This window comes from Streptomyces sp. NBC_01294 (assembly GCF_035917235.1).
Classification (GTDB): Bacteria; Actinomycetota; Actinomycetes; order Streptomycetales; family Streptomycetaceae; genus Streptomyces; species Streptomyces caledonius.
In genome coordinates, this window is record NZ_CP108423.1 from 1,778,835 (window position 1) to 1,803,893 (window position 25,059).

Consider the following 25,059-nt stretch of genomic DNA (forward strand, 5'->3'; position numbering starts at 1 on the left):
GCAGGCGGCGGAGTCACAGGAGGAACCCGGCGCCGAGCGCGTCGTGCGGGTCCACCACGAAGGCGTGTTCGCCGGTGCGGTAGGCCGTGCCGGTGACCTCGGTGACCCCGCCGTCCGGCATCCGGCCGGTGAACACCGTGCCCGTGACCGACTCGTGCAGCAGGTCCTCGCCCGGGCCGAGCCGCCCGTCCTCCGCGAGCAGCGCGAGCCGCGTCGAGGTGCCGGAGCCGCAGGGCGAGCGGTCGATCTGCCCGTCGGCGAAGACGGTGACGTTGCGCTGGTGCGGCCCGAAGGGGGTGTCGGGCAGCTCCTCGTACAGGATCACCCCGTAGACCCCGGACAGCAGCGGGCCGTCGGGGTGCCAGGTGGCCGGATGGCCGGCCAGCGCGGCCCGGACCTCCTGCCCGGCCCGCACCAGGGCCGGCAGGGCGGCCCGGGAGACGTCCAGGCCGAGGTCGCGGGCGCGGACCGAGGCGTAACAGGCCCCGGCGTGCGCGATGTCCACGTCGGCGAGTCCGAGCGAGGTGGCGACGGGGACCTTGCGGGCGCCCACCCGGGCCGGGACGTTGCGGAAGGTGACCCCGGTGGTGCGACCCCCGTCCCGGTGGACGGTGGCGGTGACCCGCCCGGAGGGCACGTCGATGCGCACCGGGACGTCCCCGTCGTCCGGGGCGGCGACCCGGCCGGTGTCCACGGCCCAGACCCCGAGGGCCATGGTGCCGTGGCCGCAGGCGGTGGAGTAGCCGTCCTTGTGCCAGAACAGCACGCCGAAGTGGGCCCCGTCGTCGTCGGCCGGGACCACGAACCCCCCGTACATCCCGGCGTGTCCGCGCGGCTCCTGCACGAGCAGGCGCCGTACGCCGTCCAGCGCGCCCCGGCGCGGGGCGGTCCCCGATCCCCCCGGGCCGATGGCGGTGGCGCAGCGCTCGGCGACGGTGTCCCCGGGGACGGGCAGGCCCTCCGCGCCGGTGTCGACGATCCGGAAGGGCTCTCCGGCGGTGTGGTAGTCCACCGTGCGGACGGTGATCACAGGAGGAAGCCTCCGGGGAAGGGGTCGGCCGGGTCGAGGAAGTACTGGGCGGTGCCGGTGATCCAGGCCCGGCCGGTGACGGTGGGGACCACGGCCGGGAGTCCGCCGACGGTGGTCTCGCCGACGAGGCGGCCGGTGAACTCGGTGCCGATGAAGGACTCGTTGACGAAGTCCGTGTCCAGCTCCAGCAGGCCGCGGGCGTGCAGCTGTGCCATCCGCGCGCTGGTTCCCGTACCGCAGGGCGAGCGGTCGAACCAGCCGGGGTGGATGGCCATGGCGTGCCGGGAGCGGTGGGCGTCGGAGCCCGGGGCGGCGAGGTAGACGTGCTTGACGCCGGCGATGGAGGGGTTCTCGGGGTGGACGGGGCGGTCGCCGGAGGAGTTGATCGCGTCCATGACCGCGAGTCCGGCGGCGAGCAGGTCGTCCTTGCGGGCACGGTCGAAGGACAGGCCGAGGGCGTCCAGTTCGACGAAGCCGTAGAAGTTGCCGCCGTAGGCCAGGTCGTAGGTGACCGGGCCGAAGCCGGGGACGTCGGCCTTGAGCTCGAGGCCGACGCTGAAGGAGGGGACGTTGGTGAGGGTGACGGCGGTCGCCGCTCCGTCCTCGACCCGGACGTCGACGCTCACCAGCCCGGCCGGGGTGTCGAGCCGGACGGTGGTGACCGGCTCGACGACGGGCACCATGCCGGTCTCGACGAGGACGGTGGCGACCCCGATGGTGCCGTGCCCGCACATGGGGAGCAGGCCCGACACCTCGATGTAGAGGACGCCGAAGTCGGCGTCGGGGCGGGTGGGGGGCTGCAGGATCGCGCCGCTCATCGCGGAGTGCCCGCGCGGCTCGTACATGAGCAGGGTCCGGACGTGGTCCAGGTGCTCGATGAAGTGGAGCCGCTTCTCTGCCATCGTGGCGCCGGGGATCACCCCGACTCCCCCGGTGATCACCCGGGTCGGCATCCCCTCGGTGTGCGAGTCCACCGCGTGGTAGACGTGGCGCGTACGCATCAGGCGTCCCCTCCAGCTGGTTAGTTGAGGCCCTCGGCGAGGGCCTTCTCGGTGGCGGCGCGGACGGCGGCCTCGGTCTCGCCGGTGAGCGGGAAGCGCGGCGGGCGGGTGGCGCCGCCGGGGCGGCCGGCCAGGTCCATGGAGAGCTTGATGGCCTGGACGAACTCGGTCTTGGAGTCCCAGCGCAGCAGGGAGTGCAGGGACTTGTAGAGGGGCAGGGCGGTGTCGAGGTCGCCCGCGACGGCGGCCCGGTAGAGGGTGGCACAGGACTGCGGCAGGGCGTTGGGGTAGCCGGCGATCCAGCCGACGGCGCCGGCGAGGGCGAGTTCGAGCAGGACGTCGTCGGCGCCGATGAGCAGGTCGAGGCCGGGGGCGAGCTCGGCGATCTCGTAGGCGCGGCGCACGTCGCCGCTGAACTCCTTGACGGCGACGATGGAGCCGTCGGCGTGCAGCCGGGCGAGGAGGGCCGGGGTCAGGTCCACCTTGGTGTCGTACGGGTTGTTGTACGCGACGACGGGCAGCCCGGCGCGGGCGACCTCGGCGTAGTGGGCGCGCACGGTCTCCTCGTCGGCGCGGAAGGCGTTGGGCGGCAGGAGGAGTACGGAGCCGGCACCGGCCTCGGCGGCCTGTTCGGCCCAGCGGCGGGCCTCGGCGCTGCCGTAGGCGGCGACGCCGGGCATGACGCGGTCGCCGTCGCCGGCCGCCTCGACGGCGGTACGGACGACGCGCGCCCGCTCCTCGTCGGTGAGGGTCTGGTACTCCCCGAGGGAGCCGTTGGGGACCACGCCGTCGCAGCCGTTGGCGATCAGCCAGGCCACGTGCTCGGCGTAGGCGTCGTAGTCGACGGTGAGGTCCTCGCGCAGGGGGAGCGCGGTGGCGACCATGATTCCGTGCCAGGGGCGGGTGCGGGGCGCGGGGGTGTGCGCGTGGGTCATGAGAGAGCTCCCTAGAGTGGTGTGTGACATTTTACTAGTGGGTGCGGGGCGCCCACAAGGGGCCGGGGCGGCCCGATCAGCGGTCGCCGGTGTGAAGTTCGGCGAGGTGGCGCAGCGGAACCGGGCAGGACAACGGCCGCCGGTCGGCCGCCGGCTCCTCGCCCGCGAGGGCGGAGACGGCGGGGCCGCACATCCGGCCCTGGCACCAGCCCATGCCGGCCCGGGTCAGGAGTTTGACGGTGCGGGCGTCCCGCGCGCCGAGGTCCTCGGCGGCCTCGCGGATCCGGCCGGCCGGGACCTCCTCGCAGCGGCACACGACGGCGTCGTCGCGGAGCCAGCCGGTCCAGCCCTCGCCGGGGCGGTGCGCGGCGGCCATCGCGTCGGCGAAGGCGCGCAGCCGTGCGCGGTCGCGGGTCAGCCGGGGGACTCGGCGGCCGCGCGGGGCGTGTCCCGGTGCTCCGTGCACCGCACCCGCGATGGAGTGCGCGGCCAGTTCGCCCTCGATCAGGGCCAGTTGGGCGCCACCGATGCCACCGGTCTCGCCCGCCGACCAGAGGCCGGGGACGGAGGTCCGCTGCTCGGCGTCGAGGACGAGGGCGACGGTGCCGTCGGAGCTGCGCCGGGTGGCGCAGCCGAGGCCGGTGGCGAGTTCGAGCTGGGGCACGAGCCCGTGGCCGACGGCGAGGGCGTCGCAGGGGATGCGGCGGGCGGTGCCGGGCAGCGGGCGCCAGTCCCGGTCGAGCCGGGCCACGGTGACGGCCTCGACGCGGTCGGTGCCGTGGGCCTCGGTGACGGCGTGCCGGGTGAGGAGCCGGACGTGGTGCCTGGCCAGCGCCCCGCCGTGGACGGCGGCCTCGGCGAGCTTGCCGGGGTTGCGCAGCAGGACGGGGAGCCGGCCCGCGTACGCGGTGTAGGAGGCGGCCTCCACCACGGCGGGCACGGCGGCTCCGGCAGCGGCGAGGGACCCGGCCACGGCGAGCAACAGCGGCCCGCTCCCCGCGACGACCACCCGCTTGCCCGGCAGGACCAGCCCGCTCTTGAGCATGGCCTGCGCCCCGCCGGCCCCGACCACCCCGGGCAGGGTCCATCCGGGGAAGGGCAGTTGCCGCTCGTAGGCGCCGGTGGCGAGGAGCACGGCCCGGGCCGTGACGCGTACGGCCCGTTCCTCGGGGGCGTGGCCGGCGACGGCGTGCAGGATCCACTCCGTGGCGGGCGCGGCCGGCCCGGGGCCCGCCCCGGGCTCCCCGCCCGGGACCACCGTCCACACGTGGTGGCGCGGGAGGTACGTGATCCGGCCGGCCGACTCGTGGGCGCGCAGGGCGGCTTCGCGTGTCGCGAACGCGTCCCAGCCGTGGTGGAGGGCCCCGGGGCGGGCCGCGCCCAGGCCGGGGGCGGGATGGCGGTAGAACTGACCGCCGGGACGGTCGCCGGCGTCGAGGACGATGACGCGCAGGCCGAGGCCGGCGGCGGTGACGGCGGCCGCGAGCCCGGCCGGACCCGCGCCGACGACGGCGAGGTCGACGGCGGCGTCGCTGTCAGGAGCGCGAGCGGCGGCGGGAGCAGGCGCGGCGGCGGCAGCCGGAGCACGGCCGGCGGCGGCAGCCGGGGCGGCGGCAGGCACGGCAGCAGCGGCAACCGGAGCGCCACAGCCGCAGGGGGCAGGAGCGGCAGCGTCATCGGCCGGGCCGACGGCCGCAGCGAGGCGGGCATCAGGAGAGGGAGCAGCGTCCGGAGCGGCAGCCGGAGCGCGGTCGGCAGCAGCTGGGCCGGTTGCCGAAACGGCAGCGGGAGCCGGGCCGGTTGCCGAAACGGCAGCGGGAGCCGGGCCGGTTGCCGAAACGGCAGCGGGAGCCGGGCCGGTGGGCTCAGACGGCGAGGTCGGCATGGCCGGTTCCCTCCTGGGTGGTGACGGTGTCCCCCGGCCGGGCCGGGACCAGGCAGGCGCGCTGGTTCGGGCTGCCGTTGACGGTGACGAGGCAGTCGTAGCAGCTGCCGATCCCGCAGAAGGCGCCGCGCGGGGCGCCGCCCTCGCGGGTGGTCCGCCACGCGAGGATGCCGGCGCCCCAGAGCACCGCGGCGACGCTCTGGCCGGGCAGGGCGGTCAAGTCCCGCCCGTCGAAGGTGATCTCGTACGCGGCCGCCGGGGTGCCGCCGACCAGGGAGCGGGGGCTGCGCATCAGGAGTGCTCCTCGGGGGTGTCGGCGGAGGGGTCGGCGGAGGGGTCGGCCGCGCCCGCGTCCGCGTCCGTACCGAAGCGGTCCGGGCGGAACGGGTGTGCGGGGAGCGGGGGTTCGGCTCCCGTCAGGGCGGCGGCGATCAGCAGTCCGGTGGCGGGGGCCAGACCGATGCCCGCGCCCTCGTGGCCGCAGGCGTGCAGCAGCCCGGGGCGCCGCTGGTCCGGGCCGATCGCCGGGAGGTGGTCGGGGAGGTAGGGGCGGAAGCCGTGGTAGGCGCGCATGACCCGGACGTCGGCCAGGACGGGGAAGAGCGCCGCGGCCTGGGAGGCCAGGCGGCGCAGCGCCTCCGTCGACAGGCCGCGGTCGAAGCCGACCCGCTCCCGGGTGGCGCCGATCAGGACCGGGCCCGACGGGGTGCCCTCGACCACCGCCGAGGACTGCAGGGCGGCGGATCCGCTGGCGACGTCGGCGATGTAGTCGGCGGCGTAGACCTTGTGCCGGACCACCCTCGGCAGCGGCTCCGTCACCAGGACGAAGCCGCGGCGCGGGAGGACCGGCAGGGTGACCCCGGCCAGCCCGGCGACACGGCCGCCCCAGGTTCCGGCCGCGTTCACCACGGCCGGGGCCAGGAGTTCGCGGCGCGGGGTGCTGACCCCTCGTACGGCACCCCGGTCCAGGAGCAGGCCGGTCACCTCCTCGCCGAGGTACACCTCGGCCCCCGAGGCGGCGAGCAGCCGGGCCGCCGCCTGGGCCGGCTGGACCTGGGCGTCCTGCGGGTAGTGGAATCCGCCGGCGAGGCCGGGGGCCAGGTGAGGCTCCAGGTCGTGCAGGGCGTCCGCCGCCACCTCGACCGCCTCGACCCCGGCCGCGCGCTGGCCGTCCGCGAAGCCGCGCAGGGCCTTCACGGTGGTCTCGTCCGGGGCGACGACGAGCCCGCCCTTGGACTCGTACTCGATCTCCGGCGGGAGGACCGCGGCGAGTTCGGTCCAGAGCCGGGTGGACAGCAGGGCGAGGTCGAGTTCCGGTCCGGCCTCCTTGTCGGAGACGAGCAGGTTGCCTTCGCCGGCGCCGGTCGTGCCGCCCGCGACGGGTCCGCGGTCGATCACGGCCACGGAGAGTCCGGCGCGGGCCGCGTAGTACGCGCACGCCGCCCCGACGACGCCGGCGCCGATGATCACGGCGTCCAGGGAGTGTCTCTTGAGCACAGCAGTAATATGTCACATTCTTTAGTGCCTGCCCAGACCGGCCCTGCACCCTCCTCAGGCGCAGGGCCGGTCGGGTGTCCGTCAGCCGCGCAGGGGGCCCTCACAGCTGTAACTCGACGTTCCCGCCTTGTTGTTGGTCCAGATCTCCAGCGGGCCGAAGGAGCAGTTCATGTCGGCGAGGTTGCTGGAGGCCGCGCCCGCCCGGTCGAGGATGAAGTAGTCGACCGTTTCCGACATGTCCTTGAAGTTCTGGTCGTCGCTGCGCCAGTTCTTCAGGTTCGCGGTGATCCGGCCGGTACAGGTGAACCTGCGCTTGCCGGGCTCGCCGTTCTCCACGCAGTCCGGGGTGTTGTAGGTGGCCGTCGCGAAGGTCGACTTCACCGACGCGAGCGCGGAGTCGCGCAGCTGGTCGTTCGGCGTGAAGGTGGTGTTCGGCACGAAGAGCTGGTCGACCTTGGCGATCTGCGCGTCCAGGAAGCGGTCGTAGTCGCGCTGCAGGTAGGTGTCCGCTCCCATCCGGTGGCGCCAGGCGTCGTACGCCTCGACGTCGTTCGCCCGCAGGTGCGTGTACATCTCGCGCAGCTGCGAGGGCTTCTCGGTCCACAGGAACTCGAAGAACGTGCCGGCGTAGCTGTAGAAGCGGAAGCCGTCGCCGTCGTAGGTGGCGTTCAGCAGCTGCTCGACGCTCATGCGCGGGCCGCCGCCGGCCGTGTCGCTGATGATGCTCTTGACGAGGGACTTGCGGACGGCGATGCCGTTGTCGCGGGTGGCGCCGTCGAAGAACTCGGCCGTGCCCTCGTCCATGGCTGTCGTGCGGTCGCTCTCGTACCAGGGGCCCTGGCCGAAGAAGCCGGGGACGGCGAAGCGGCCGTTGAGGTAGTGCGTGTACTCGTGGCGGAAGAGCTCCTCGAGGGTGAGGGAGGAGTCCTGCGGGACGCGGCGCTGGTAGGTGTAGAAGGTCGCGCCGTTCTCGATGTAGATGCCGCCGTTGTTGGTGTCGTACCCGGTCAGGATCGGGTGGTAGTTCACGTAGTCGGCGCGGGAGCCGTAGAGCACGATGTTCAGCGTCGCGTTGGGGTCGCCCGCGAGCGGCTGGTCGGTGCCGAGCACGCGGTGGTACTGGGCCTTGACCTGCTTGCTCGCGTAGTAGAGCTGGTCGACGGTGGCCCGGTCCAGGCCGGTGCGGACCTTGATGGCGCCGTTGTCGTAGATGTAGGTGTACGGGAAGAGCTGCTTCTCGATGTCCTCCTTGCACACGCCGTACGGCTTGCAGGCCTCGTAGTAGTTGAGCCAGGAGACGATCTTGGCCCACGGCTCGCTGCCGTTGCCGAACGCGGCCTTGACGGGCTCCAGCAGGGCGCCGAGGTCGGCGACGACCGGCTCCCTGAGACCGTTGACCTCGCCGAAGCGGGCGTACTCGCTGAGGGCGTCGCGCACCACCCAGGCGTTCGCCGTGTCCTTGAGGTGCGTGTACGTGGAGAAGGCCTTGAAGGTGGCGCGGTAGGAGGCGTCGCCCGCCACGGCCGAGTGGAAGGCCGTGTCCTGGTTGCCCGGGTAGACGCCCAGGTAGTTGACGGAGAGGGCGGCCAGCGCGGCGCCCGCCCAGCCGGCGTCGCGGTGGGTGGCCGGGTGGGCCGGGTCCATGGCGGCCAGGACCTTCTTGATGAGGCCGAGCTGGTGGTGGCGCAGGCCGGGGGCGCTGCCGGCGTAGAGGGCCTCGCGCAGGGTGCGGGCGTTGGCGGGCGTCGCGTCGAAGGTGCGGGCGGCGCCCGCGAAGTCGGCGATGGCCCGGCGCATGGCGTCGACGGTGGGGGCGTCGGTGACGTCGATCTCGGTGCGCGAGTAGTCGTGGTAGGCGACCGCGTGCAGGTACGTGAACATCTCCTCCAGGTGGGAGGAGTTACGGCCGTCGTGGGCGGCGGCCAGGCTGGATATCCGGCGGGAGACGGCCTGGACGTGCGCGTCCGACATGACCGGGGTCAGGCGGGCGTCCCAGGTCCAGATGAGGCCGCGCAGGCAGCCGTCGGCGAGGACGGCCTGGTCGGCGAGGAAGTCGGCGAACTGCTCCGGACCGAGGTTCGTGATCCCGTCGAGGGTGCAGGGGACGCCTGCGGCGACGCTCTTCGCGGTGGGGGCCGCCTTGGCCGCCGTGCCGCGCTTCTCGAGGTCCTGGGCGGGCGCGGCGCCGGCCGTCGCCGCGCCGGGGACCTGCCCGGCGAGAGCCTGTCCGCCGGGGGCCGGGGCGGGCGCCGGGGTGTTGTCCTTGGCGTCGGCGAAGCGGTCGACCTCGTCGAAGGGGTTCCCCGTGGGGCCGTGGGCGGCGGCGGCCGGGGCGGCGGTCAGGGCCCCGGTGGAGGCGGCCGGGGCCGCGGTCCCGGCGGCCTGGGTGGTGGCCTGTCCCGCGGTGGCGAGGAGGGTCACGGCTACGGCGGAGGCGAGAAGGGAAGAGCGCACAGCTCTGTGCTTGAGCACCGAGAACTCCTGGTTGGAGAGGGTGAGGTGGGGGGTGGTGCGTGAACTGCCCTGCGTCACACGGCATTTGACGGGGGTTAACGTGCCGCGGTGTGAGCTGTAACATAGTAATGTGAAATTGCACTGACAAGACCTGTGCGCCCACCAGTTCGCATCTTTCTTGAAGGAGCCCTCGTGGCCGATGCCTCCGCCCGCCTCAACACGGGCAGTCACGACCGCCCGGTGTCCCCCGAGTTGTCCCGGTACATGGCGGGCGATTGGGCCGCGTCCCCCCTGCCCGACACGGCGCGCGTCCCCGGCCACGCGGTGACCCCGGCCCGCCGGGCACGGCTCTCGGCCCGCTTCCCGGGAGAGCGTCTGATCGTCCCGGCCGGCGAGCTGAAGGTCCGCTCCAACGACTGCGACCACCGCTTCCGCCCGCACAGTGCGTACGCCTGGCTGACGGGCCTCACGGGTGAGGACCAGGCCGGCCACGTCCTGGTCATGGAGCCGTCGGGCCCGCACGCCCACGAGGCGGTGCTGTACCTGCGGCCGCGCTCGCCGCGGGCGGAGGGCGACGGGGAGTTCTACCGGGACCGCCGGTACGGGGAGTTCTGGGTGGGCCGCCGGCCGGACCTGGCGGAGGCGGAACGCCTCACCGGCATCCGCTGCGCACACCTGGACGGGCTCGGATCAGCGGCAGGCCGCAACGCCGCCTCCGACGCGGAACTCGCCTGCGCGCTCGCGGAGTTGCGCCTGGTGAAGGACGCCTGGGAGGTCGAGCAGCTCCAACTGGCCGTCGACCACACGGCGGCGGGCTTCGAGGACGTCGTACGGGCCCTGCCGCGCGCCCTGGCGCACCCGCGCGGGGAGCGGTGGATCGAGGGCGTCTTCGGCCTGCGCGCCCGCGCCGAGGGCAACGGCACCGGGTACGAGACGATCGCGGCGTCGGGCGCCCACGCGTGCACCCTGCACTGGATCCGCAACGACGGCCGGCTGAACGGGGACGACCTGCTCCTGCTGGACGCGGGCGTGGAGACGGACACCCTCTACACGGCGGACATCACCCGCACCCTCCCGCTGTCGGGCCGCTTCTCCCCCGTCCAGCGGCAGGTGTACGAGCTGGTCCTCGCCGCCCAGGAGGCGGGCATCGCGGCGCTGCGCCCGGGGGCGAGCTTCGGGGACTTCCACCGGGCCGGGATGCGGGTGATCGCGGAGGGCCTGGCGGAGTGGGGCGTCCTGAAGGACGCGGAGGGCGACCTGCACCGGCGCTACACGCTGTGCAGCAGCGGCCACATGCTCGGGCTGGACGTGCACGACTGCGCGAAGGCGCGGGCGGAGACGTACCTGGACGGAATCCTGGAGGAGGGCCAGGTCCTGACGGTGGAGCCGGGCCTGTACCTGCAGCCCGACGACGAGACCCTCCCGGCGGAGCTGCGGGGCATCGGCGTCCGCATCGAGGACGACCTGGTCATCACGGCGGACGGCGCACGCCTGATGTCGGGCGCGCTGCCGCGCACGGTCGCCGGCATCGAGGAGTGGATGGGCCGGCTGCTGGAGGGCTAGGGCGTGTCGTCAAAGCAGCGTCGGCCGCCCGAAGGGCGTGCCTGGCCCCGCCGGCCAGACGGGACTTTGACGACACAACCCAGGACCCGGCCCGTCTTGCCGATCAGCCCGGGGCCGGGGGTTCACGTCGTCATCCTTCACCGGGTTGCTCGTGCCCCGGGTCGCCGGCCTCTTCGGCGCGCTCGTACCAGAATCGAGCTCCCTCGGCGTCCCCCTCGTCTTCCAGCAGGGAGCCGAGGAGGCGCATGGCGTCGGTCCCGCCGGCCTCCGCGGCCCGCACGAACCACGCGATCGCCCCCTCGGCATCCCCTTGCTCGTTGTCCAGGGCGCCGAGATTGAACATGGAGGGCGCGTCGCCGCGGTCGGCGGCGAGCTCCCAGCACACGCGGGCGCCGTCGGCATCGCCCCCCTGGTAGCGCAGGACCCCGCGTTTGAACAAGGCGACGGGGTGGCCCGTCAGGCCGGCCCGCTCGTACCAGGTCTCGGCTGCCTCCGCGTCCCCCTGCTCTTCCAGCAGGGAGCCGAGGTGGTGCATGGCGTCGGTGTTGCCCGCGTCGGCGGCCTGCCCGTACCAGAGGCGGGCTCCCGCGGAGTCCCCTTGCCGGGCCAGCAGGACGCCGAGGTTGCACATGGCGGTGGAGTGCCCCTGCGTCGCGGCACGCAGCCACCAGGCGTGGGCTTCCTCGGTATCCCCCCGGTCCGCCAGCACGGCGCCGAGGTTGCTCATGGCACCGGGGTCGCCGGCCTCGGCGGCACGCCGGAACCAGGCGCCGGCTCCCTCGACGTCCTGCTCCGTCAACAGCAGGCAACCCAGGTCACCCATGGCGCCGAGGTGACCGGCTTCGGCGGCACGCCGGTAGCAGCCGCGGGCCCCCTCGGTGTCCCCGTGATCGGCCAGCAGGACGCCGAGGTCGTACATGGCATCCGGGTCGCCGGCCGCGGCGGCACCTTCCAGCCCGGCCGGGCTCGCCTCGGGACGCTCTTCGCCCGGCGAGGGCGTCGCCGTCGCCCGGTACGGCTCCCGCTCGGGCTCCCCGCGCTTCCTTCGCCATCGCATGCCTTCGATCCTGGGGGGATCCCGCACCGAAGGCGACAGCTCGGGCCCCGGCCTACGCCACTCGGACGATGCCGGCCCCGCCGGTCTCGCGGCCGGTCTCGCGGCCGTCCCGTCACAGCGATTCGTCGGCGGCTCTGTCCATGAAGGTCTGCAGCGCCGCCAGTTGCCGCCGCACCGCCGCATCGAACTCGGCGTCGGTCTTCTTCAGGTCGACGCCTTCGGGACCCTCGGGGTACCCGGTCGCCATGGCCCCCACCTGGGCGGAGCGGGCTTCGATCTCCTTCAGGTCGCTCCTGCCCTCCGGCGTCGTCACGAGGCGCACCGTGGTGAGGGCCCGCGAGAGGTCGGTGTTGGCCGGGGCGAACTTGTCCTCGAACTGACGTTGCCTCTGCTCCGGACTCTTGGCGGGGTCGAGGCTCACGGTCAGCAGCTGGGTGGCCTGCTGCACGTACTTGTTCGTGCTCGCCGCAAGTTCGACGTAGGCGGCCCGCCGGATGTCCGCCCGCCGTGCGTGGGTCTCCTCGCGGTGCGTGTCCTTGGCTTCGAAGTAGGCGAGCGTGCTTCCCGTGAGGCCGGCCAGGGCGCCGATCAGTGCTCCCCAGAGCGCGGCGAAGGCGGTCCCGTGCTGCCGTGGCCGCTCGTTGGCGCCGGCGCGCGCCTTGTTCTGCTTCTGCGTCATGGAGCACCCGTGCCGCGGCCGCGCCCAGACCGGGCCGGAGGCCGTTCGGATGAGGTCCAGGACCTCGGCGACATCGGCGTGTTCCTCCACTCTCGGCACTCGGCACTCGGCACTCGGCACTCGGCACTCGGCACTCAGAGTCCACACCAGGGATCGGCGGGCCGCATCCCGTGCGGACGCGCCGGCGGACCTGCCGGTGGGCCGCCGGCCGACCCGTCAGGTGCCGGGCGCGTCCTGTTCCGCGACGCGGGGGCCTTGAGCCGGGACGTGAGCTCCTCGACGAACGCCTCCAGATGGGGCGGGCGCGGTCCGGTCCGGGTGGCGCAGAACCAGGTGCGGGTCAGCGGCCGTGCGCCGATGCGGACGAGGGCGAGGTCGTGCGAGGCCGCGTACGGGGCGGCCACCCAGTTGGGCAGCACCGTCACGCCCTGGCCGCCCGCCACCATCTCGACCACCAGGTCGGTCACCACCGGCATGGTGGTGATCCGGGCCGGGCGGGCCCCGGCGGGGATCGGCAGCGGCATCGACGGGATGCGCTTCTGGTCGTAGAAGTCGTAGAGGACCAGGTCGGCGCCGTCGAAGTCACGGGCGGTCAGGTGCGCGCGCGAGGCCCACGGGTGCCCGGCGGGCACCACGGCCACCATCTCGTCCTCGAACAGCCTGGTCAGCGACACCCGGTCCATCTGCAGGTCCGGCTTGGTGACCAGGGCGACGTCGACCAGGTCGGCGAGCAGCGCCGGGATCGGCGCGTCGTCGGGGACGGTCTCGATGCGCACGTCGATGTCCGGCTCGCGCTCGCGGAAGGCGCGGAGCACCGGCGGCAGCCAGGGGAAGGTCGTGCTGCACTGCGCGGTGAAGCGGACCCGCCGGTCGCGCCCGTCGCGCAGCTCCCGCAGGTCCCGGGAGGCCGATGCCAGTTCGCCGAGGACGTGGCGGGCCGCGACCAGCAGGCGGCGGCCCGCGGCGTTGGGGACCAGGCGGCGGCCCTTGCGGTCGAAGAGGGGCATGCCCAGGCGGGCCTCCAGCCGGGTGAGCCGCTGGCTGAGCGCGGGCTGGCTCACGTAGAGCCGCTCGGCGGCCGCGGTCAGCGAGCCGGCCTCGGCGGTGGCGTCCAGGAGTTCCAGGTCACGCAGGTCCACATCCATAACGCGGGATTATGACATGCTCCAATTTCCGTCGTGGTGTTATGGGTTGAGAGTTCGTAGGTTTCCGGTGTCAGCAGGACGAACCGACCCGCCGCGAAAGGCACACGCCTCATGACCGACACCGCCACCCCCACCGGCACCACCACCCCCACCACCACCGCTCTCGTCACCGGCTCTTCCAGCGGCATCGGCCTGGACATCGCCCGCGCCTTCCTGGCGAGCGGCGCCAGCGTCGTCCTGGGCGGCCGGGACGCCGACCGCCTCGCCAAGGCCGCGGCCGGCCTCGGCCACCCGGAGCGGACCGCGTGGGTCGCGGGCTCGATCGCCGATCCGGCGACCGGCGAGGCCCTCGTCCGCACCGCGCTCGACCGCTTCGGCGGCATCGACGTCCTGGTCAACAACGCGGGCACCTTCGCCCCCAAGCCCTTCACCGAGGTCACCGAGGACGAGCTCGACGGATTCCTGACCGGCAACCTCAAGGGGACCTACCTGACCACCCAGGCGGTGGTACGGGCGCTGCGCGCACAGGGCCGGGGCGGCAGCATCGTCAACATCGGCACCGTCCTGGTGGACCACGGGCTGGCGGGCTTCCCGTCCTCCGCGCCCGTGGTCAGCAAGGGCGGCGTGCACGCGCTGACGACCAGCCTGGCCGCAGAGCTCGCCGCCGACGGCATCCGCGTCAACCTCGTGTCACCCGGCATCATCCGCACGCCGCTGCACGCGGGCTCCGACGTGGACTCCTTCGGCGGGCTCGCCCTGCTGAACCGCGTCGGCGAGGTCTCCGACGTCTCCGAGGCGGTGCTCTACCTCGCGGGCGCCCGGTTCGTCACGGGCCACGCCCTGCGCGTGGACGGCGGCCACGTCACCGGCCGCGCCTGAGCCCCTCCGACCCCCCGCCCCCCCGCCCCGCCGACCCCCCGCCCCTCCACCGGAAGGACATCCACACCGTGCCGTACGTCAACGTCAAGATCACCCGCGAAGGCGCCACCGCCGCCCAGAAGGCCGAGATCATCGCCGGCGTGACCGACCTGCTGGTCAGGGTCCTCGACAAGGACCCGTCCACCACCTTCGTCCTCATCGACGAGGTCGACCTGGAGGACTGGGGCATCGGCGGCGTCCCGACGGAGGAGTACCGCCGCCGCAACCGCGCACGCGGCTAGCTCCCACGGCCGGCCCCCACGGCCGGCGGCCCACCGCCGCCGGCCGGGGTGACCTGGCTCACAAGCTGTCACAGCGTTCGGTCACGCGGTGTCTTGAGGCCGTACCCCTCGAAGCGAAGGGGACATCATGTACGAGAACACCGTGAGGACCTTGCCGTGGATGCACGCTTCACGACCGCCGGCGACCAGGGCCGGCCGCCCAGGACGGAGATCGGGACATGAGCGACCGGGCCGCCGGCGCGGCGACCGAGACGTTCGTCGCCCACCGCAACCTGCTCTTCACCGTCGCCTACGAGATGCTCGGTTCGGCGGCCGACGCCGAGGACGTGCTCCAGGAGACCTGGCTGCGCTGGATCGAGGTCGACCTGGAGCAGGTGCGCGACCAGCGCGCCTACCTGGTCCGGATCACGACCCGGCAGTCGCTCAACCGGCTGCGCACGATGAGCCGCCGCAAGGAGGCCTACGTCGGCCCATGGCTGCCCGAGCCGCTGCTCACCGCGCCCGACGTGGCCGAGGACGCCCTGCTCGCCGAGAGCGTGTCGATGGCGCTGATGCTCGTCCTCGAAACGCTGTCGCCGACCGAGCGCGCCGTCTTCGTCCTGCGCGAGGTGTTCGACGTCGACTACGACGAGATCGCGGCCGCCGTCGGCAAGAGCCCCGCGGCCGTCCGCCAGATCGCGCACCGCGCCCGCAAGCACGTCGACGCCCGCCGACCCCGCCGGACGGTCTCCGCCCGCCAGACCCGGGAGGCCCTGGAGTCGTTCCGGCGCGTCCTCGAGACCGGCGACCCGCAGGGCCTCCTCGACGTGCTCGCCCCGGACGTCGTGCTGATGAGCGACGGCGGCGGCATCAAGCAGGCCGCGCTGCGGCCGATCGCCGGCGCCGACAAGGTGGCCCGCTTCATGATCGGCGGCCTCGGCAAGAACAAGAGCCCGATCACGCTCGCCCCCACCGTGGTCAACGGCAGCCCGGCCCTCGTCGTCCACCTGGACGGGGTGATCGACGGCATCATGGCGGTCCGCGTCGAGGACGGCCGCATCATCGGCCTCTACTACGTCCGCAACCCGGAGAAGCTCTCGCGCGTCGCCTCCGAGACCCCGCTCACCCTGCGGTGACCGGGGGCGGATCCCCGGCAGGCCGGACCTGCCGGGGCACCGCCCCCACCGCTACGGCAGGACGGCGACCCCGTCGAGTTCCACCATGGCCTGCTCGTCCCAGAGCCGGACCACTCCGATCACGGCCATCGCCGGATAGTCCCGGCCCGCCAATCTCCGCCAGATCCGGCCCAGTTCGCCCGCCCTCTCCCGGTACGCCGCCACGTCCACCGCGTACACGGTGACCCGGGCCAGGTCCGCCGGGGCGCCGCCCGCCGCGGCGAGGGCGGCCAGGAGGTTGGCCAGCGCCACCTCGAACTGCTCCGCCAGGCCCTCCCCCACCACCTTGCCCGAGCCGTCCAGCGCGGTCTGGCCGGCCAGGAACACCAGCCGGGATCCGGTCGCCGCGACCGCGTGCGAGAAGCCGGTCGCGGGCGACAGCTCCTCCGGATTGATCCGGTCGAGACTCATCGCGCGGCCACCTCCCCCGACAGTTCCCCGGACGGTTCCCCGGGCAGTGGCCCCGCCGGAGCCCCGGGCAGCGCGCCGTTCTGCGTCCCGGGCAGGGCCGCGTACAGCTCCTTCGCGATGATCGTGCGCTGCACCTCGCTCGCCCCCTCGTAGATCCGCGGCGCCCGTACCTCCCGGTAGAGGTGTTCGAGCAGGTGGCCCCGCTGGAGGGCGACCGCTCCGTGCAGTTGGACCGCGTGGTCCACCACGTACTGGGCCGTCTCGGTGGCGAGCAGCTTCGCCATCGCCGCGTGCCGCGGGACGTCCGCCGCTCCCCGGTCGTAGGCCCCGGCCGCCGCGTACACCAGCAGCCGGGCCGCCTCCGTGCGGGTGGCCATCTCGGCCACCCGGTGCGCCACCGCCTGGAGGTCGCTCAACGTGCCGCCGAACGCCGCCCGGCCCGCCGTGTACGCGAGCGTCGCGTCCAGCGCGGCCCGGGCCATGCCCACCGCGAACGCGCCGACGCTCGGCCGGAAGAGGTTCAGGGTGTCCATCGCGACGCGGAAGCCCCGCCCGGGCTCGCCGAGCAGGTCCCGCGGGCCGACCGGGACCCCGTCGAAGGACAGGGAGCCGATGGGGTGCGGGGACAGCATGTCCAGCGGTTCACCGGAGAGTCCGGGGCGGTCCGCCGGGACCAGGAAGGCCGACACCCCCTTCGCGCCCGGCCCTTCACCCGTTCGGGCGAACACCGTGTAGAAGTCCGCCTCCGGGGCGTTGGAGATCCAGCGCTTCTCGCCGCTGAGCCGCCAGCCGCCCCGGGCGGCCGGGTCGGGCTCGGCCGCCAGCGCCAGCGCGGCCGCGTCCGAGCCCGCCCCCGGCTCGCTCAGCGCGAAGGCCGCCACCGCCCGCCCGGCGCGCACCTGCGGCAGCCAGCGCTCCCGCTGCGCCTCGCTCCCCGCCCGCAGGACCGGGTACGCCCCGAGCCCCTGGAGCGCGAGGGCCGTCTCGGCCTCCGTACAGCCGTAGGCGAGGGACTCCCGCAGCAGGCACAGTTCCAGCGCGCCCGAGGCGAACACCCGCTGCAGCAGGCCCAGCTCGCCCAGCGCCGCCAGCAGCGGCCGGTTGACCTTTCCCGGTTCCCCCTTCTCGGCCAGCGGCCTGAGCCGATCGGCCGCCAGTGCGCGCAACTGCCCGCACCACTCCTCCTGGTCCACCCCGAGCGCGAATCCGGTCATCCGAATGTCCCCGCATCTATCGCGTCCTGTTGACTGCCGTCACCATCACGATACGCTCGTGGGGCAACAGCACGGCCGGCTCCACCCATTCCGGACCGCTGCAGGGGGCGACCCGCCTTGGACCTCAACCCTTCCGCTCACATCGACACCTTCGCCCGTGACCATCTGCCACCCGCGGACACCTGGCCGGAGCTTGTCTTCGATCTGCCCGAACTGGCCTACCCGGACCGGCTGAACTGCGGGTCCGAGCTCCTCGACGCCACCATCGCCCGGTTCGGGCCCGGGGGCGCCGACCGTCCGGCGATCCGCAGCACCGCGGGCGAGGTGTGGACGTACGGCGGACTGCGCGAGCGCGTGGACCGCCTCGCCCACGTGCTCACCGCCGACCTCGGTGTCGTCCCGGGCAACCGCGTGCTCCTGCGCGGGCCCACCGGCCCCTGGCTCGCCGCCTGCTGGCTCGCGGTGATGAAGGCGGGCGCGGTGGCGGTCACCGTGCTGCCCCAGCAGCGCGCGCAGGAGCTGGCCACGGTGTGCGCGATGGCCCGCGTGGGGCACGCGCTGTGCCACGCGGACGTGCTGGACGACCTGGTGAAGGCCGAGGTGCCGGGGCTGCGGATCACCGCGTACGGCGGCGGGGCCCCGGACGATCTGCTCCGGCTGGCCGAGAGACACCGCGAGCCGTTCCCGGCCGCGCCGACCTCCGCGGACGACGTCGCGCTGATCGCCTTCACCTCCGGGACCACCGGGCAGCCCAAGGGCTGCATGCACTTCCACCGCGACCTGCTCGCCGTCGCCGACACCTTCTCCCGCAGCGTGCTGCGCCCCCGCCCGGACGACGTCTTCGCGGGCAGTCCGCCGCTCGGGTTCACCTTCGGCCTCGGCGGGCTGGTCGTCTTCCCGCTGCGGGCCGGCGCGTCCGCGCTGCTGCTGGAGGACGCGGTGCCGCGCCGGCTGCTGCCCGCGCTCGCGGAGCACCGGGTGACCGTGCTGTTCACCGCGCCCACCGCGTACCGGACGATGCTGGACGCGCTGGGCCCGTACGACGTGGGCGCCTACGACCTGTCCTCGCTGCGCCGCTGCGTGTCGGCCGGGGAGAACCTGCCCGCCGCCACCTGGCAGGCCTGGTACGAGCGCACGGGCCTGCGGATCATCAACGGCATCGGGGCGACCGAGCTGCTGCACATCTTCATCTCCTCCGCCGACGAGGACATCCGGCCCGGTACGACCGGGCGGGTGGTCCCGGGCTGGCAGGCCCGCGTGGTGGACCGGTCCGGGCGGCCGGTCGCGGACGACGAGCCGGGGCTGCTGGCCGTGCGCGGCCCGGTGGGCTGCCGCTACCTGGCCGATCCCCGGCAGCGGGAGTACGTACGAGACGGCTGGAACCTGACCGGCGACACCTACGTGCGCGATCCGGAGGGCTACTTCCGGTACGTCGCCCGGGCCGACGACATGATCGTCTCGGCGGGGTACAACATCGCCGGCCCGGAGGTGGAGGAGGCCCTGCTGCGCCACCCGGACGTGGTGGAGGCGGCGGTGGTGGGCCGCCCGGACGAGCGACGCGGGCAGATCGTGGTGGCGTACACCGTCGCGCGCGAGGGCGTGGTGCTGACGGAGGAGGTCCTGCGCACCTTCATGCGGGCGGAGCTGGCCCCGCACAAGTGCCCGCGCTCCTTCGTCTTCCTGCCCGCACTCCCCCGTACCGCGACGGGCAAGCTGCAGCGCTTCCGCCTGCGGGAGCCCGGGGCCCGGCCCGACCCCGCCCGACAGGTCCTAGAGTGAAGCCGTGGCCGAGCACACCCCGCGATCCCTGATCGTCACGTTCTACGGAGCCTACGGGCGGGCCTTCGAGGGCCCGGTCCCGGTGTCCGCGCTGATCCGCCTGCTGGGAGCGGTCGGCGTGGACGCCCCGTCGGTCCGCTCGTCGGTGTCCCGGCTGAAGCGGCGCGGCTTCCTGCTGCCCGAGCGGGCGGCGGACGGCTCGGCGGCGTACGGGCTCTCCGACGAGGCGCGGCAGCTGCTGGACGACGGCGACCGCCGGATCTACGGCAGCCCGCAGCTGTCGGACGAGTGGCTGGTGGCGGTGTTCTCCGTGCCGGAGCAGGAACGGCACAAGCGGCACCTGCTGCGCTCCCGGCTGGCCCGGCTCGGGTTCGGCGCGGTGGCGCCGGGCGTCTGGATCGCCCCGGCCCGGCTGTCGGAGGAGACCGCGCACACGCTGGAGCGCCTGCACCTGACCCCGTACGTGGAACTCTTCCGCGGCGCGCACCTCGGCTTCGCCCCGACCGCCGAGGCGGTGGCCCGCTGGTGGGACCTGGCGTCCCTGGCCAAGCAGCACGAGGAGTTCCTCGACCTGCACGAACCCGCTCTGCGCGCCCTCCACTCGGGCCCGGAGCCGACCCCGGAGGAGGCCTACCGCGGCCACCTCCTCGCCCTGGACTCCTGGCGCCGCCTGCCGTACGCCGACCCGGGCCTGCCGCGCGAGCTGCTGCCCGCGGACTGGCCGGGCGACCGGTCGGCGGCCGTCTTCGCCGACCTGCACGCGCGGCTGCGGGAACCGGGTGCGCGGTTCGCGCAGCCGTGAGAGGCCGGAGCGCGCGCCGGGCCCGGCATGCTCCCGGCCTGATCCCTGCCTGATCGACGAGACGGGCCCCGGCGCCCGGGAAATCCGGATGCGCGGGGCCTGCGCGCCTCGCCAGGATGGGTCATGACCTGGACCTTCACCTCAGACCTCGCCGCCTATCGGGCCGCGGCGGGCCCGGCCGTGGCCGCGCGGCCCGTCTCCAACACCCTCCTGCTGACCGTGACCGACGGGCTGGAGCGGCGCGGGCCCGCCGCCTACGGCTCCGGCGCTCCCCTCTTCGGCTGGTGGACCGGGGCCGACGGGGCCGTCGCCGGCGCACTGCTGTGCACGCCGCCGTTCCCGATGGTGCTCGGCGTGGTGCCGCAAGAGGCGGTCCGGGCGCTGGGGGACGCGCTCGTCACCGAGCCGCTGCTCGCCGGGATCCCCGGGTTCAACGCCCGGCGCCCGGACGCGGAGGCGCTGGCCGGGGCCTGGGGGCGGCCGGGCCGGATCGCCGAGGACCTCCGTCTGTACCGGCTGGCCGGCCTGGTAGCCCCGGATCCCGCCCCGGCCGGGCGGGCCCGGCCCGCCACCGGGGCGGACCTCCCGCTGCTCCGGGAGTGGATCGAGGCCTTCCACGTGGAGCTGGGTATTCCGAGACCCGCCTCCGAGGCCTCGCTGCGCGACCGGCTCTCGTACGGCGGGACCCTGCTGTGGGAGCACGCCGGAACCCCCGTCTCGCTGGCGTCCTTCTCCCGCCCGATCGGCGCGGCCTGCCGCGTCGGCCCGGTCTACACCCCGCCCGGGGAGCGCGGCCGTCGCTACGCCGCCGGGGTCACCCACGCGGCGAGCGAAGCGGCGTACGCGGCCGGCGCCTCGGAGGTGCTCCTCTTCACGGACCTGGCCAACCCCACCAGCAACGGCGTCTACCAGCGCCTGGGGTACACCCCGGTCGAGGACCGCGCCGTGGTCGTCCCCGTGTGAGGCCCGGCCGCCGAACCGGCCTCAGCCGCGGCCCGTCGGGGGCTTGCGGCTGCCCGCGCGGTAGGGGGCGGGCCAGGGGGCGCCCGGCCCCTCGTAGGACTGGTCGGCGGCCGCGTGCAGCGTCCAGTGGGGGTCGTAGAGGTGGGGGCGGCCGAGCGCGCAGAGGTCGGCGCGGCCGGCCAGCAGCAGGGAGTTCACGTCGTCCCAGGAGGAAATGGCGCCGACCGCGATGACGGGGACGCCGAGCGCGTTGCGGATCCGGTCGGCGAACGGGGTCTGGTACGAGCGCCCGTACTCCGGGGTCTCGTCCGCGACCACCTGGCCGGTCGAGACGTCGACGGCGTCCGCGCCGTGGGCGGCGAAGGCGGCCGCGATCTCCACGGCCTCCTCGGGCGAGGTGCCGCCGGGCGCCCAGTCGGTGGCCGACAGCCGCACCGTCATCGGGCGGTCCCCGGGCCAGACCGCGCGGACCGCGTCGAAGACCTCCAGCGGGAAGCGCAGGCGGTTCTCCAGGGGCCCGCCGTAGGCGTCGTCCCGGTGGTTGGTCAGCGGGGAAAGGAACCCGGAGAGCAGGTAGCCGTGGGCACAGTGCAGTTCGAGGAGGTCGAATCCGCAGTCGGCGGCCCGGACGGCGGCGGCCGCGAACTCGGAGCGCAGCGCCGTCATGTCGGCGCGCGTCAGGGCGCGCGGGACCGCCGAGACGCCCGGCCGGTAGGGCAGCCCGGAGGCGGCCACGAGCGGCCAGTTGCCCTCCGGGAGGGGGTCGTCCATGCCCTCCCACATCACCCGCGTCGATCCCTTGCGGCCCGCGTGCCCGAGCTGGACGCCGAGCGCGGTGCCGGGCGCGGAGGTGTGCACGAAGTCGGCGATCCGCTTCCAGGCCGCCGCCTGCTCCTGGGTGTAGAGGCCGGCGCAGCCGGGGGTGATCCGGCCCTCGGCGCTGGTGCAGACCATCTCCGTCATCACCAGGCCGGCGCCGCCGAGGGCGCGGGCGCCCAGGTGGACGAGGTGGAAGTCTCCCGGCACGCCCTCCTCGGCCGAGTACATGTCCATCGGTGAGACGACGACCCGGTTGCGCAGGGTCAGGCCGCGCAGGGTGAGGGGGGTGAACATGGGCGGGGTGGCGTCGTCCGGGCAGCCGAAGTCGCGTTCCACGGCCCGGGTGAACCGTTCGTCGCGCAGCCGCAGGTTGTCGTGGGTGACGCGGCGGCTGCGGGTGAGCAGGTTGAAGGCGAACTGCCGGGCGGGCTGCTCCACGTAGCCGGAGATCTCCTCGAACCACCGCATGCTGGCGGCCGCCGCCCGCTGGGTGCTGGCGACCGCGGGCCGCCGCGCCGTCTCGTACGCGGCGAGGGCCTGCGGTACGCCGTCCTCCGCGGCCAGGGCCCCGGCCAGGGCGAGGGCGTCCTCGACCGCCAGTTTGGTGCCGGACCCGATGGAGAAGTGCGCGGTGTGGGCCGCGTCGCCGAGCAGCACCACGTTGCCGTGGGACCAGCGCGCGTTGACGACGGTACGGAACTGCGTCCATGCCGAGCGGTTGCCGTGCAGCGGCCGCCCGCGCAGGGCCTCGCTGAAGATCTTGGCGCAGCGGGCCGCGGACTCGATCTCGTCGCACAGGTCGAAGCCGGCCTCCCGCCACACCTCCTCCCGCATCTCCACGATCACGGTGGAGGCGCCGAATGGGCTGTGCGGCCCGGAGGGCCCCGATGAGGGGTGGTGGTCGGGCGACGGGCGGGCGAACGGGTAGGCGTGCAGCTGCATCACGCCGTGCTCGGTCTCCGCGATCTCGAAGCGGAAGGCGTCGAAGGCGAAGTCGGCGGCGAGCCAGATGTAGCGGCAGCGGCCGCCCGTGACGGTCGGCCCGAAGTGGGCGGCCCCCGCCTCCCGGGTCGCACTGTGCACGCCGTCCGCCGCGACCACCAGGTCGTACGAGGCCGCGAGCGCGGCGGCGGTCACCGGCCCGGTACGGAAGCGGAGCCGGACGCCGAGCCCGGCGCAGCGCTCGTGCAGGATCTCCAGGAGCCGGCGCCGCCCGACGGCCGCGAAGCCGTGGCCGCCGGAGGTCAGCAGCCGGCCCCGGTGCACGACGTCCACGTCGTCCCAGCGCACGAACTCGGCGCTCAGCGCGGCGTGGACCACGGTGTCGCCGCGCTCGATGCCGCCGAGGGTCTCGTCGGAGAGGACCACGCCGAAGCCGAAGGTCTCGTCCGGCGCACCCCGTTCCCAGACCTCGACGGTGTGGCCCTGGCGGGCCAGCAGCGCGGCGGCGTACAGCCCGCCCGGTCCCCCGCCGATGACGGCTACCCGCATGGAACCCGCGGACATGTGGCTACCTGCCCTTCCACTCCGGCGGCCGCTTCCCGGTGAAGGCCGCGTGGAACTCCGCGTAGTCCTGGCCGTTCATCAGCAGGGCCTGGGTGGCGGCGTCCAGTTCCACGGACGCCGCCAGCGGCATGTCGAGCTCGGCGGTGAGCAGCGCCTTGGTCTGCGCGTAGGCGAGGGCGGGGCCCGACGCCAGGTGCGCGGCGAGTTCGGCGGCCCGTACGTGGGCCTTGCCCTCCTCGGTGAGCTCGCTGAGCAGGCCGATCCGCTCGGCCTCGGGGGCGCGTACGGGCTCTCCGAGCATCAGCAGCCGGGTGGCGTGGCCGAGGCCGACGACCCGGGGCAGCAGGTACGCGGCGCCCATGTCACCGCCGGAGAGACCGACGCGGGTGAAGAGGAAGGCGAAGCGGGCGGTGGGGTCGGCGATCCGGAAGTCTGCGGCGAGCGCGAGGACGGCGCCGGCTCCCGCGGCCACCCCGTGCACGGCGGCGATCACCGGGAAGGGGCATTCGCGGATGGCGCGCACCACCTGGCCGGTCATCCGGTTGAAGTCGAGGAGCTGGGCGGTGTCCATGGCGAGGGTGGCACCGATGATCTCGTCCACGTCCCCGCCGGAGCAGAAACCGCGCCCCTCGCCGCCCAGGACGAGGGCGCGCACGGAACGCTCGCGGGACAGTTCGGTGAGCAGATCACGCAGGTCGGCGTAGGCGCCGAAGGTGAGCGCGTTCAGCTTCTCGGGGCGGTCGAAGGTGACGGTGGCGACGCCGTCCTGCCGGGTGACCCGGAGGTGGTGCCACCGTTCGGTCGCTGGTGTGGAACCGGTGAAGGGGCTCACACGATCGACGGTATCACCAGATCGTGACTGCCGTCACAGAAACGCGACACGTTCGTCCGAGGCGGTGTGGTTCACCCTGTCCGCGCGGTGGACCCCTCCGGCCGGCGTATGACTATGCGTCACTCCGGCCGGGGCGGCGGAGCGTGGCGACGAGCACGGCCTTGATGGTGTGCAGCCGGTTCTCGGCCTCGTCGAAGACGATGGAGTGCTCCGACTCGAACACCTCGTCCGTGACCTCCAGCGATTCGAGCCCGTGCCGCTCATGGATCTCCCGTGCCACCTTGGTGCCGAGGTCGTGGAAGGCCGGCAGGCAGTGCATGAACTTCACGTCCGGGTTCCCGGTGGCGCGCAGCACGTCCATGGTCACGGCGTACGGGGACAGCGCCGCGATCCGCTCGTCCCAGACCTCCTTGGGCTCCCCCATGGACACCCAGATGTCGGTCACGACGAAGTCCGCCCGGGAGACCCCCTCGGCGACCTCCTCGGTCAGGGTGATCCGGGCGCCGCTCTCCGCCGCGAGCGCCCGCGCCGCGGCCACCACCGACTCGGCCGGCCAGTACGCCCTGGGCGCGACGATCCGTACGTCCATGCCCAGCAGCGCGCCGGTCACGAGGTAGGAGTTGCCCATGTTGAAGCGGGCGTCGCCGAGGTAGGCGAAGGCGATCCGGTGCAGCGGCTTGGTGCTGTGCTCGGTCATGGTGAGGACGTCGGCCAGCATCTGAGTGGGGTGCCAGTCGTCGGTGAGGCCGTTGAAGACGGGCACGCCGGAGTGGACGGCGAGCTGCTCGACGGCCTCCTGGCTGTCACCGCGGTACTCGATCCCGTCGAACATCCGGCCGAGCACCCGCGCGGTGTCCCGGACCGACTCCTTGTGGCCCATCTGGGAGCCGGCGGGGTCGAGGTAGGTGGTGTGGGCGCCCTGGTCCGCGGCGGCGACCTCGAAGGCGCAGCGGGTCCGCGTCGAGGTCTTCTCGAAGATCAACGCGATGTTCCTGCCCTGGAGCAGGCGCTGCTCGACCCCGGCCTTCTTGGCCGCCTTCAAATCGGCGGCGAGCTCGATCAGGCCGCGGAACTCGGCGGCCGTGAAGTCGAGCTCCTTGAGAAAACTGCGGCCTGTGAGGTCGGTGGCCATGGGGTCGCTCCAGCGTCACGGTGACAGGGGATGATGGAAGT

The 25,059-nt window shown here is 74.0% G+C and carries 22 protein-coding genes; 7 read left to right on the forward strand and 15 right to left on the reverse strand.

Translation table 11 applies throughout. From position 1 onward, the window contains the following. Positions 1–13 precede the first annotated feature (13 nt). The 7 genes from OG534_RS08060 to OG534_RS08090 all read right to left on the reverse strand — a co-directional run bounded on the left by OG534_RS08060 (position 14) and on the right by OG534_RS08090 (position 8,820). Positions 14–1,030, reverse strand: a complete 1,017-nt coding sequence (locus OG534_RS08060; protein WP_326587394.1) for a proline racemase family protein — start codon at positions 1,028–1,030, stop codon at positions 14–16. Further along, positions 1,027–2,031 carry a proline racemase family protein gene (locus OG534_RS08065; protein WP_326587395.1) on the reverse strand — a complete coding sequence of 335 codons (1,005 nt, stop codon included), beginning with the start codon at positions 2,029–2,031 and terminating at the stop codon, positions 1,027–1,029. Before OG534_RS08065 ends, OG534_RS08060 begins: the two co-directional genes overlap by 4 nt. Positions 2,032–2,051: 20 nt before the next feature. Next, positions 2,052–2,966 carry a dihydrodipicolinate synthase family protein gene (locus tag OG534_RS08070; RefSeq protein ID WP_326587396.1) on the reverse strand — a complete coding sequence of 305 codons (915 nt, stop codon included), beginning with the start codon at positions 2,964–2,966 and terminating at the stop codon, positions 2,052–2,054. 76 nt (positions 2,967–3,042) lie between these two features. Then, positions 3,043–4,587 carry an FAD-dependent oxidoreductase gene (locus OG534_RS08075; RefSeq protein WP_326587397.1) on the reverse strand — a complete coding sequence of 515 codons (1,545 nt, stop codon included), beginning with the start codon at positions 4,585–4,587 and terminating at the stop codon, positions 3,043–3,045. Positions 4,588–4,831: 244 nt separating this feature from the next. Then, complete coding sequence (locus tag OG534_RS08080) at positions 4,832–5,143, reverse strand: (2Fe-2S)-binding protein (protein ID WP_326587398.1); 312 nt, start codon at positions 5,141–5,143, stop codon at positions 4,832–4,834. Then, the gene (locus OG534_RS08085; protein WP_326587399.1) at positions 5,143–6,348 is read right to left on the reverse strand and encodes an NAD(P)/FAD-dependent oxidoreductase; all 1,206 of its coding nucleotides are present in this window, start codon (positions 6,346–6,348) and stop codon (positions 5,143–5,145) included. The genes OG534_RS08080 and OG534_RS08085 overlap by 1 nt, the downstream gene beginning before the upstream one ends. A gap of 81 nt (positions 6,349–6,429) precedes the next feature. Beyond that, positions 6,430–8,820 (reverse strand): collagenase, encoded by a 2,391-nt coding sequence (locus OG534_RS08090; protein ID WP_326593523.1) that lies wholly within the window; start codon positions 8,818–8,820, stop codon positions 6,430–6,432. A 174-nt stretch (positions 8,821–8,994) separates the two neighbouring features. On the opposite strand from OG534_RS08090, the gene OG534_RS08095 reads away from it, so the two are divergent. Next, positions 8,995–10,365: an aminopeptidase P family protein gene (locus tag OG534_RS08095; RefSeq protein ID WP_326587400.1), complete on the forward strand. Its 1,371-nt coding sequence runs from the start codon at positions 8,995–8,997 to the stop codon at positions 10,363–10,365. A 130-nt stretch (positions 10,366–10,495) separates the two neighbouring features. Here the strand turns inward: OG534_RS08095 and OG534_RS08100 are convergent, their stop codons facing one another. The 3 genes from OG534_RS08100 to OG534_RS08110 all read right to left on the reverse strand — a co-directional run bounded on the left by OG534_RS08100 (position 10,496) and on the right by OG534_RS08110 (position 13,246). Then, the gene (locus OG534_RS08100) at positions 10,496–11,422 is read right to left on the reverse strand and encodes a tetratricopeptide repeat protein (protein ID WP_326587401.1); all 927 of its coding nucleotides are present in this window, start codon (positions 11,420–11,422) and stop codon (positions 10,496–10,498) included. A gap of 112 nt (positions 11,423–11,534) precedes the next feature. Then, positions 11,535–12,101, reverse strand: a complete 567-nt coding sequence (locus tag OG534_RS08105) for a hypothetical protein (RefSeq protein WP_326587402.1) — start codon at positions 12,099–12,101, stop codon at positions 11,535–11,537. Between the two features lie 134 nt (positions 12,102–12,235). Next, positions 12,236–13,246: a LysR family transcriptional regulator gene (locus tag OG534_RS08110; protein ID WP_326587403.1), complete on the reverse strand. Its 1,011-nt coding sequence runs from the start codon at positions 13,244–13,246 to the stop codon at positions 12,236–12,238. A gap of 111 nt (positions 13,247–13,357) precedes the next feature. Between OG534_RS08110 and OG534_RS08115 the strand changes: the two genes are divergently transcribed. The 3 genes from OG534_RS08115 (at position 13,358) to OG534_RS08125 (ending at position 15,521) form a co-directional block, all read left to right on the forward strand. After that, positions 13,358–14,125, forward strand: coding sequence for an SDR family NAD(P)-dependent oxidoreductase (locus tag OG534_RS08115; RefSeq protein ID WP_326587404.1), 768 nt, complete (start codon positions 13,358–13,360; stop codon positions 14,123–14,125). Between the two features lie 68 nt (positions 14,126–14,193). Next, on the forward strand, positions 14,194–14,406 hold the full coding sequence (locus OG534_RS08120) for a tautomerase family protein (protein ID WP_326587405.1): 213 nt from the start codon (positions 14,194–14,196) through the stop codon (positions 14,404–14,406). 218 nt (positions 14,407–14,624) lie between these two features. After that, on the forward strand, positions 14,625–15,521 hold the full coding sequence (locus OG534_RS08125; RefSeq protein WP_326587406.1) for an RNA polymerase sigma-70 factor: 897 nt from the start codon (positions 14,625–14,627) through the stop codon (positions 15,519–15,521). A 51-nt stretch (positions 15,522–15,572) separates the two neighbouring features. On the opposite strand, the gene OG534_RS08130 is transcribed toward OG534_RS08125, so the two are convergent. Both OG534_RS08130 and OG534_RS08135 read right to left on the reverse strand, forming a co-directional pair. After that, on the reverse strand, positions 15,573–15,971 hold the full coding sequence (locus OG534_RS08130; protein WP_326587407.1) for a RidA family protein: 399 nt from the start codon (positions 15,969–15,971) through the stop codon (positions 15,573–15,575). Beyond that, complete coding sequence (locus tag OG534_RS08135) at positions 15,968–17,185, reverse strand: acyl-CoA dehydrogenase family protein (RefSeq protein WP_326587408.1); 1,218 nt, start codon at positions 17,183–17,185, stop codon at positions 15,968–15,970. The genes OG534_RS08130 and OG534_RS08135 overlap by 4 nt, the downstream gene beginning before the upstream one ends. 117 nt (positions 17,186–17,302) lie before the next feature. Here OG534_RS08135 and OG534_RS08140 point away from each other — a divergent pair, with 117 nt between their 5' ends. From OG534_RS08140 to OG534_RS08150, 3 genes are all read left to right on the forward strand, one after another. Beyond that, a complete protein-coding gene (locus OG534_RS08140) occupies positions 17,303–18,964 on the forward strand; it encodes an AMP-binding protein (protein ID WP_326587409.1) in 1,662 nt (553 codons plus the stop codon). A gap of 4 nt (positions 18,965–18,968) precedes the next feature. Further along, positions 18,969–19,766 (forward strand): PaaX family transcriptional regulator, encoded by a 798-nt coding sequence (locus OG534_RS08145; RefSeq protein ID WP_326587410.1) that lies wholly within the window; start codon positions 18,969–18,971, stop codon positions 19,764–19,766. Positions 19,767–19,889: 123 nt separating this feature from the next. Continuing rightward, positions 19,890–20,729: a GNAT family N-acetyltransferase gene (locus OG534_RS08150; RefSeq protein WP_326587411.1), complete on the forward strand. Its 840-nt coding sequence runs from the start codon at positions 19,890–19,892 to the stop codon at positions 20,727–20,729. A 21-nt stretch (positions 20,730–20,750) separates the two neighbouring features. On the opposite strand, the gene OG534_RS08155 is transcribed toward OG534_RS08150, so the two are convergent. The 3 genes from OG534_RS08155 to argF form a co-directional block, all read right to left on the reverse strand. Beyond that, complete coding sequence (locus OG534_RS08155; RefSeq protein WP_326587412.1) at positions 20,751–23,054, reverse strand: bifunctional salicylyl-CoA 5-hydroxylase/oxidoreductase; 2,304 nt, start codon at positions 23,052–23,054, stop codon at positions 20,751–20,753. Positions 23,055–23,058: 4 nt separating this feature from the next. Continuing rightward, on the reverse strand, positions 23,059–23,886 hold the full coding sequence (locus tag OG534_RS08160; RefSeq protein WP_326587413.1) for an enoyl-CoA hydratase family protein: 828 nt from the start codon (positions 23,884–23,886) through the stop codon (positions 23,059–23,061). Between the two features lie 112 nt (positions 23,887–23,998). Then, positions 23,999–25,018 carry an ornithine carbamoyltransferase gene (argF, locus tag OG534_RS08165; protein WP_326587414.1) on the reverse strand — a complete coding sequence of 340 codons (1,020 nt, stop codon included), beginning with the start codon at positions 25,016–25,018 and terminating at the stop codon, positions 23,999–24,001. Positions 25,019–25,059: the final 41 nt, after the last annotated feature.

Bases quoted from the DNA above. Each gene is read 5' to 3' on its own strand.
- OG534_RS08135 (WP_326587408.1), bottom strand. From the start codon at position 17,185: ATGACCGGATTCGCGCTCGGGGTGGACCAGGAGGAGTGGTGCGGGCAG.
- OG534_RS08130 (WP_326587407.1), bottom strand. From the start codon at position 15,971: ATGAGTCTCGACCGGATCAATCCGGAGGAGCTGTCGCCCGCGACCGGC.
- OG534_RS08080 (WP_326587398.1), bottom strand. From the start codon at position 5,143: ATGCGCAGCCCCCGCTCCCTGGTCGGCGGCACCCCGGCGGCCGCGTAC.
- OG534_RS08065 (WP_326587395.1), bottom strand. From the start codon at position 2,031: ATGCGTACGCGCCACGTCTACCACGCGGTGGACTCGCACACCGAGGGG.
- OG534_RS08115 (WP_326587404.1), top strand. From the start codon at position 13,358: ATGACCGACACCGCCACCCCCACCGGCACCACCACCCCCACCACCACC.
- OG534_RS08100 (WP_326587401.1), bottom strand. From the start codon at position 11,422: ATGCGATGGCGAAGGAAGCGCGGGGAGCCCGAGCGGGAGCCGTACCGG.
- OG534_RS08105 (WP_326587402.1), bottom strand. From the start codon at position 12,101: ATGACGCAGAAGCAGAACAAGGCGCGCGCCGGCGCCAACGAGCGGCCA.
- OG534_RS08150 (WP_326587411.1), top strand. From the start codon at position 19,890: ATGACCTGGACCTTCACCTCAGACCTCGCCGCCTATCGGGCCGCGGCG.
- OG534_RS08155 (WP_326587412.1), bottom strand. From the start codon at position 23,054: ATGTCCGCGGGTTCCATGCGGGTAGCCGTCATCGGCGGGGGACCGGGC.
- OG534_RS08110 (WP_326587403.1), bottom strand. From the start codon at position 13,246: ATGGATGTGGACCTGCGTGACCTGGAACTCCTGGACGCCACCGCCGAG.
- argF (WP_326587414.1), bottom strand. From the start codon at position 25,018: ATGGCCACCGACCTCACAGGCCGCAGTTTTCTCAAGGAGCTCGACTTC.
- OG534_RS08125 (WP_326587406.1), top strand. From the start codon at position 14,625: ATGAGCGACCGGGCCGCCGGCGCGGCGACCGAGACGTTCGTCGCCCAC.
- OG534_RS08070 (WP_326587396.1), bottom strand. From the start codon at position 2,966: ATGACCCACGCGCACACCCCCGCGCCCCGCACCCGCCCCTGGCACGGA.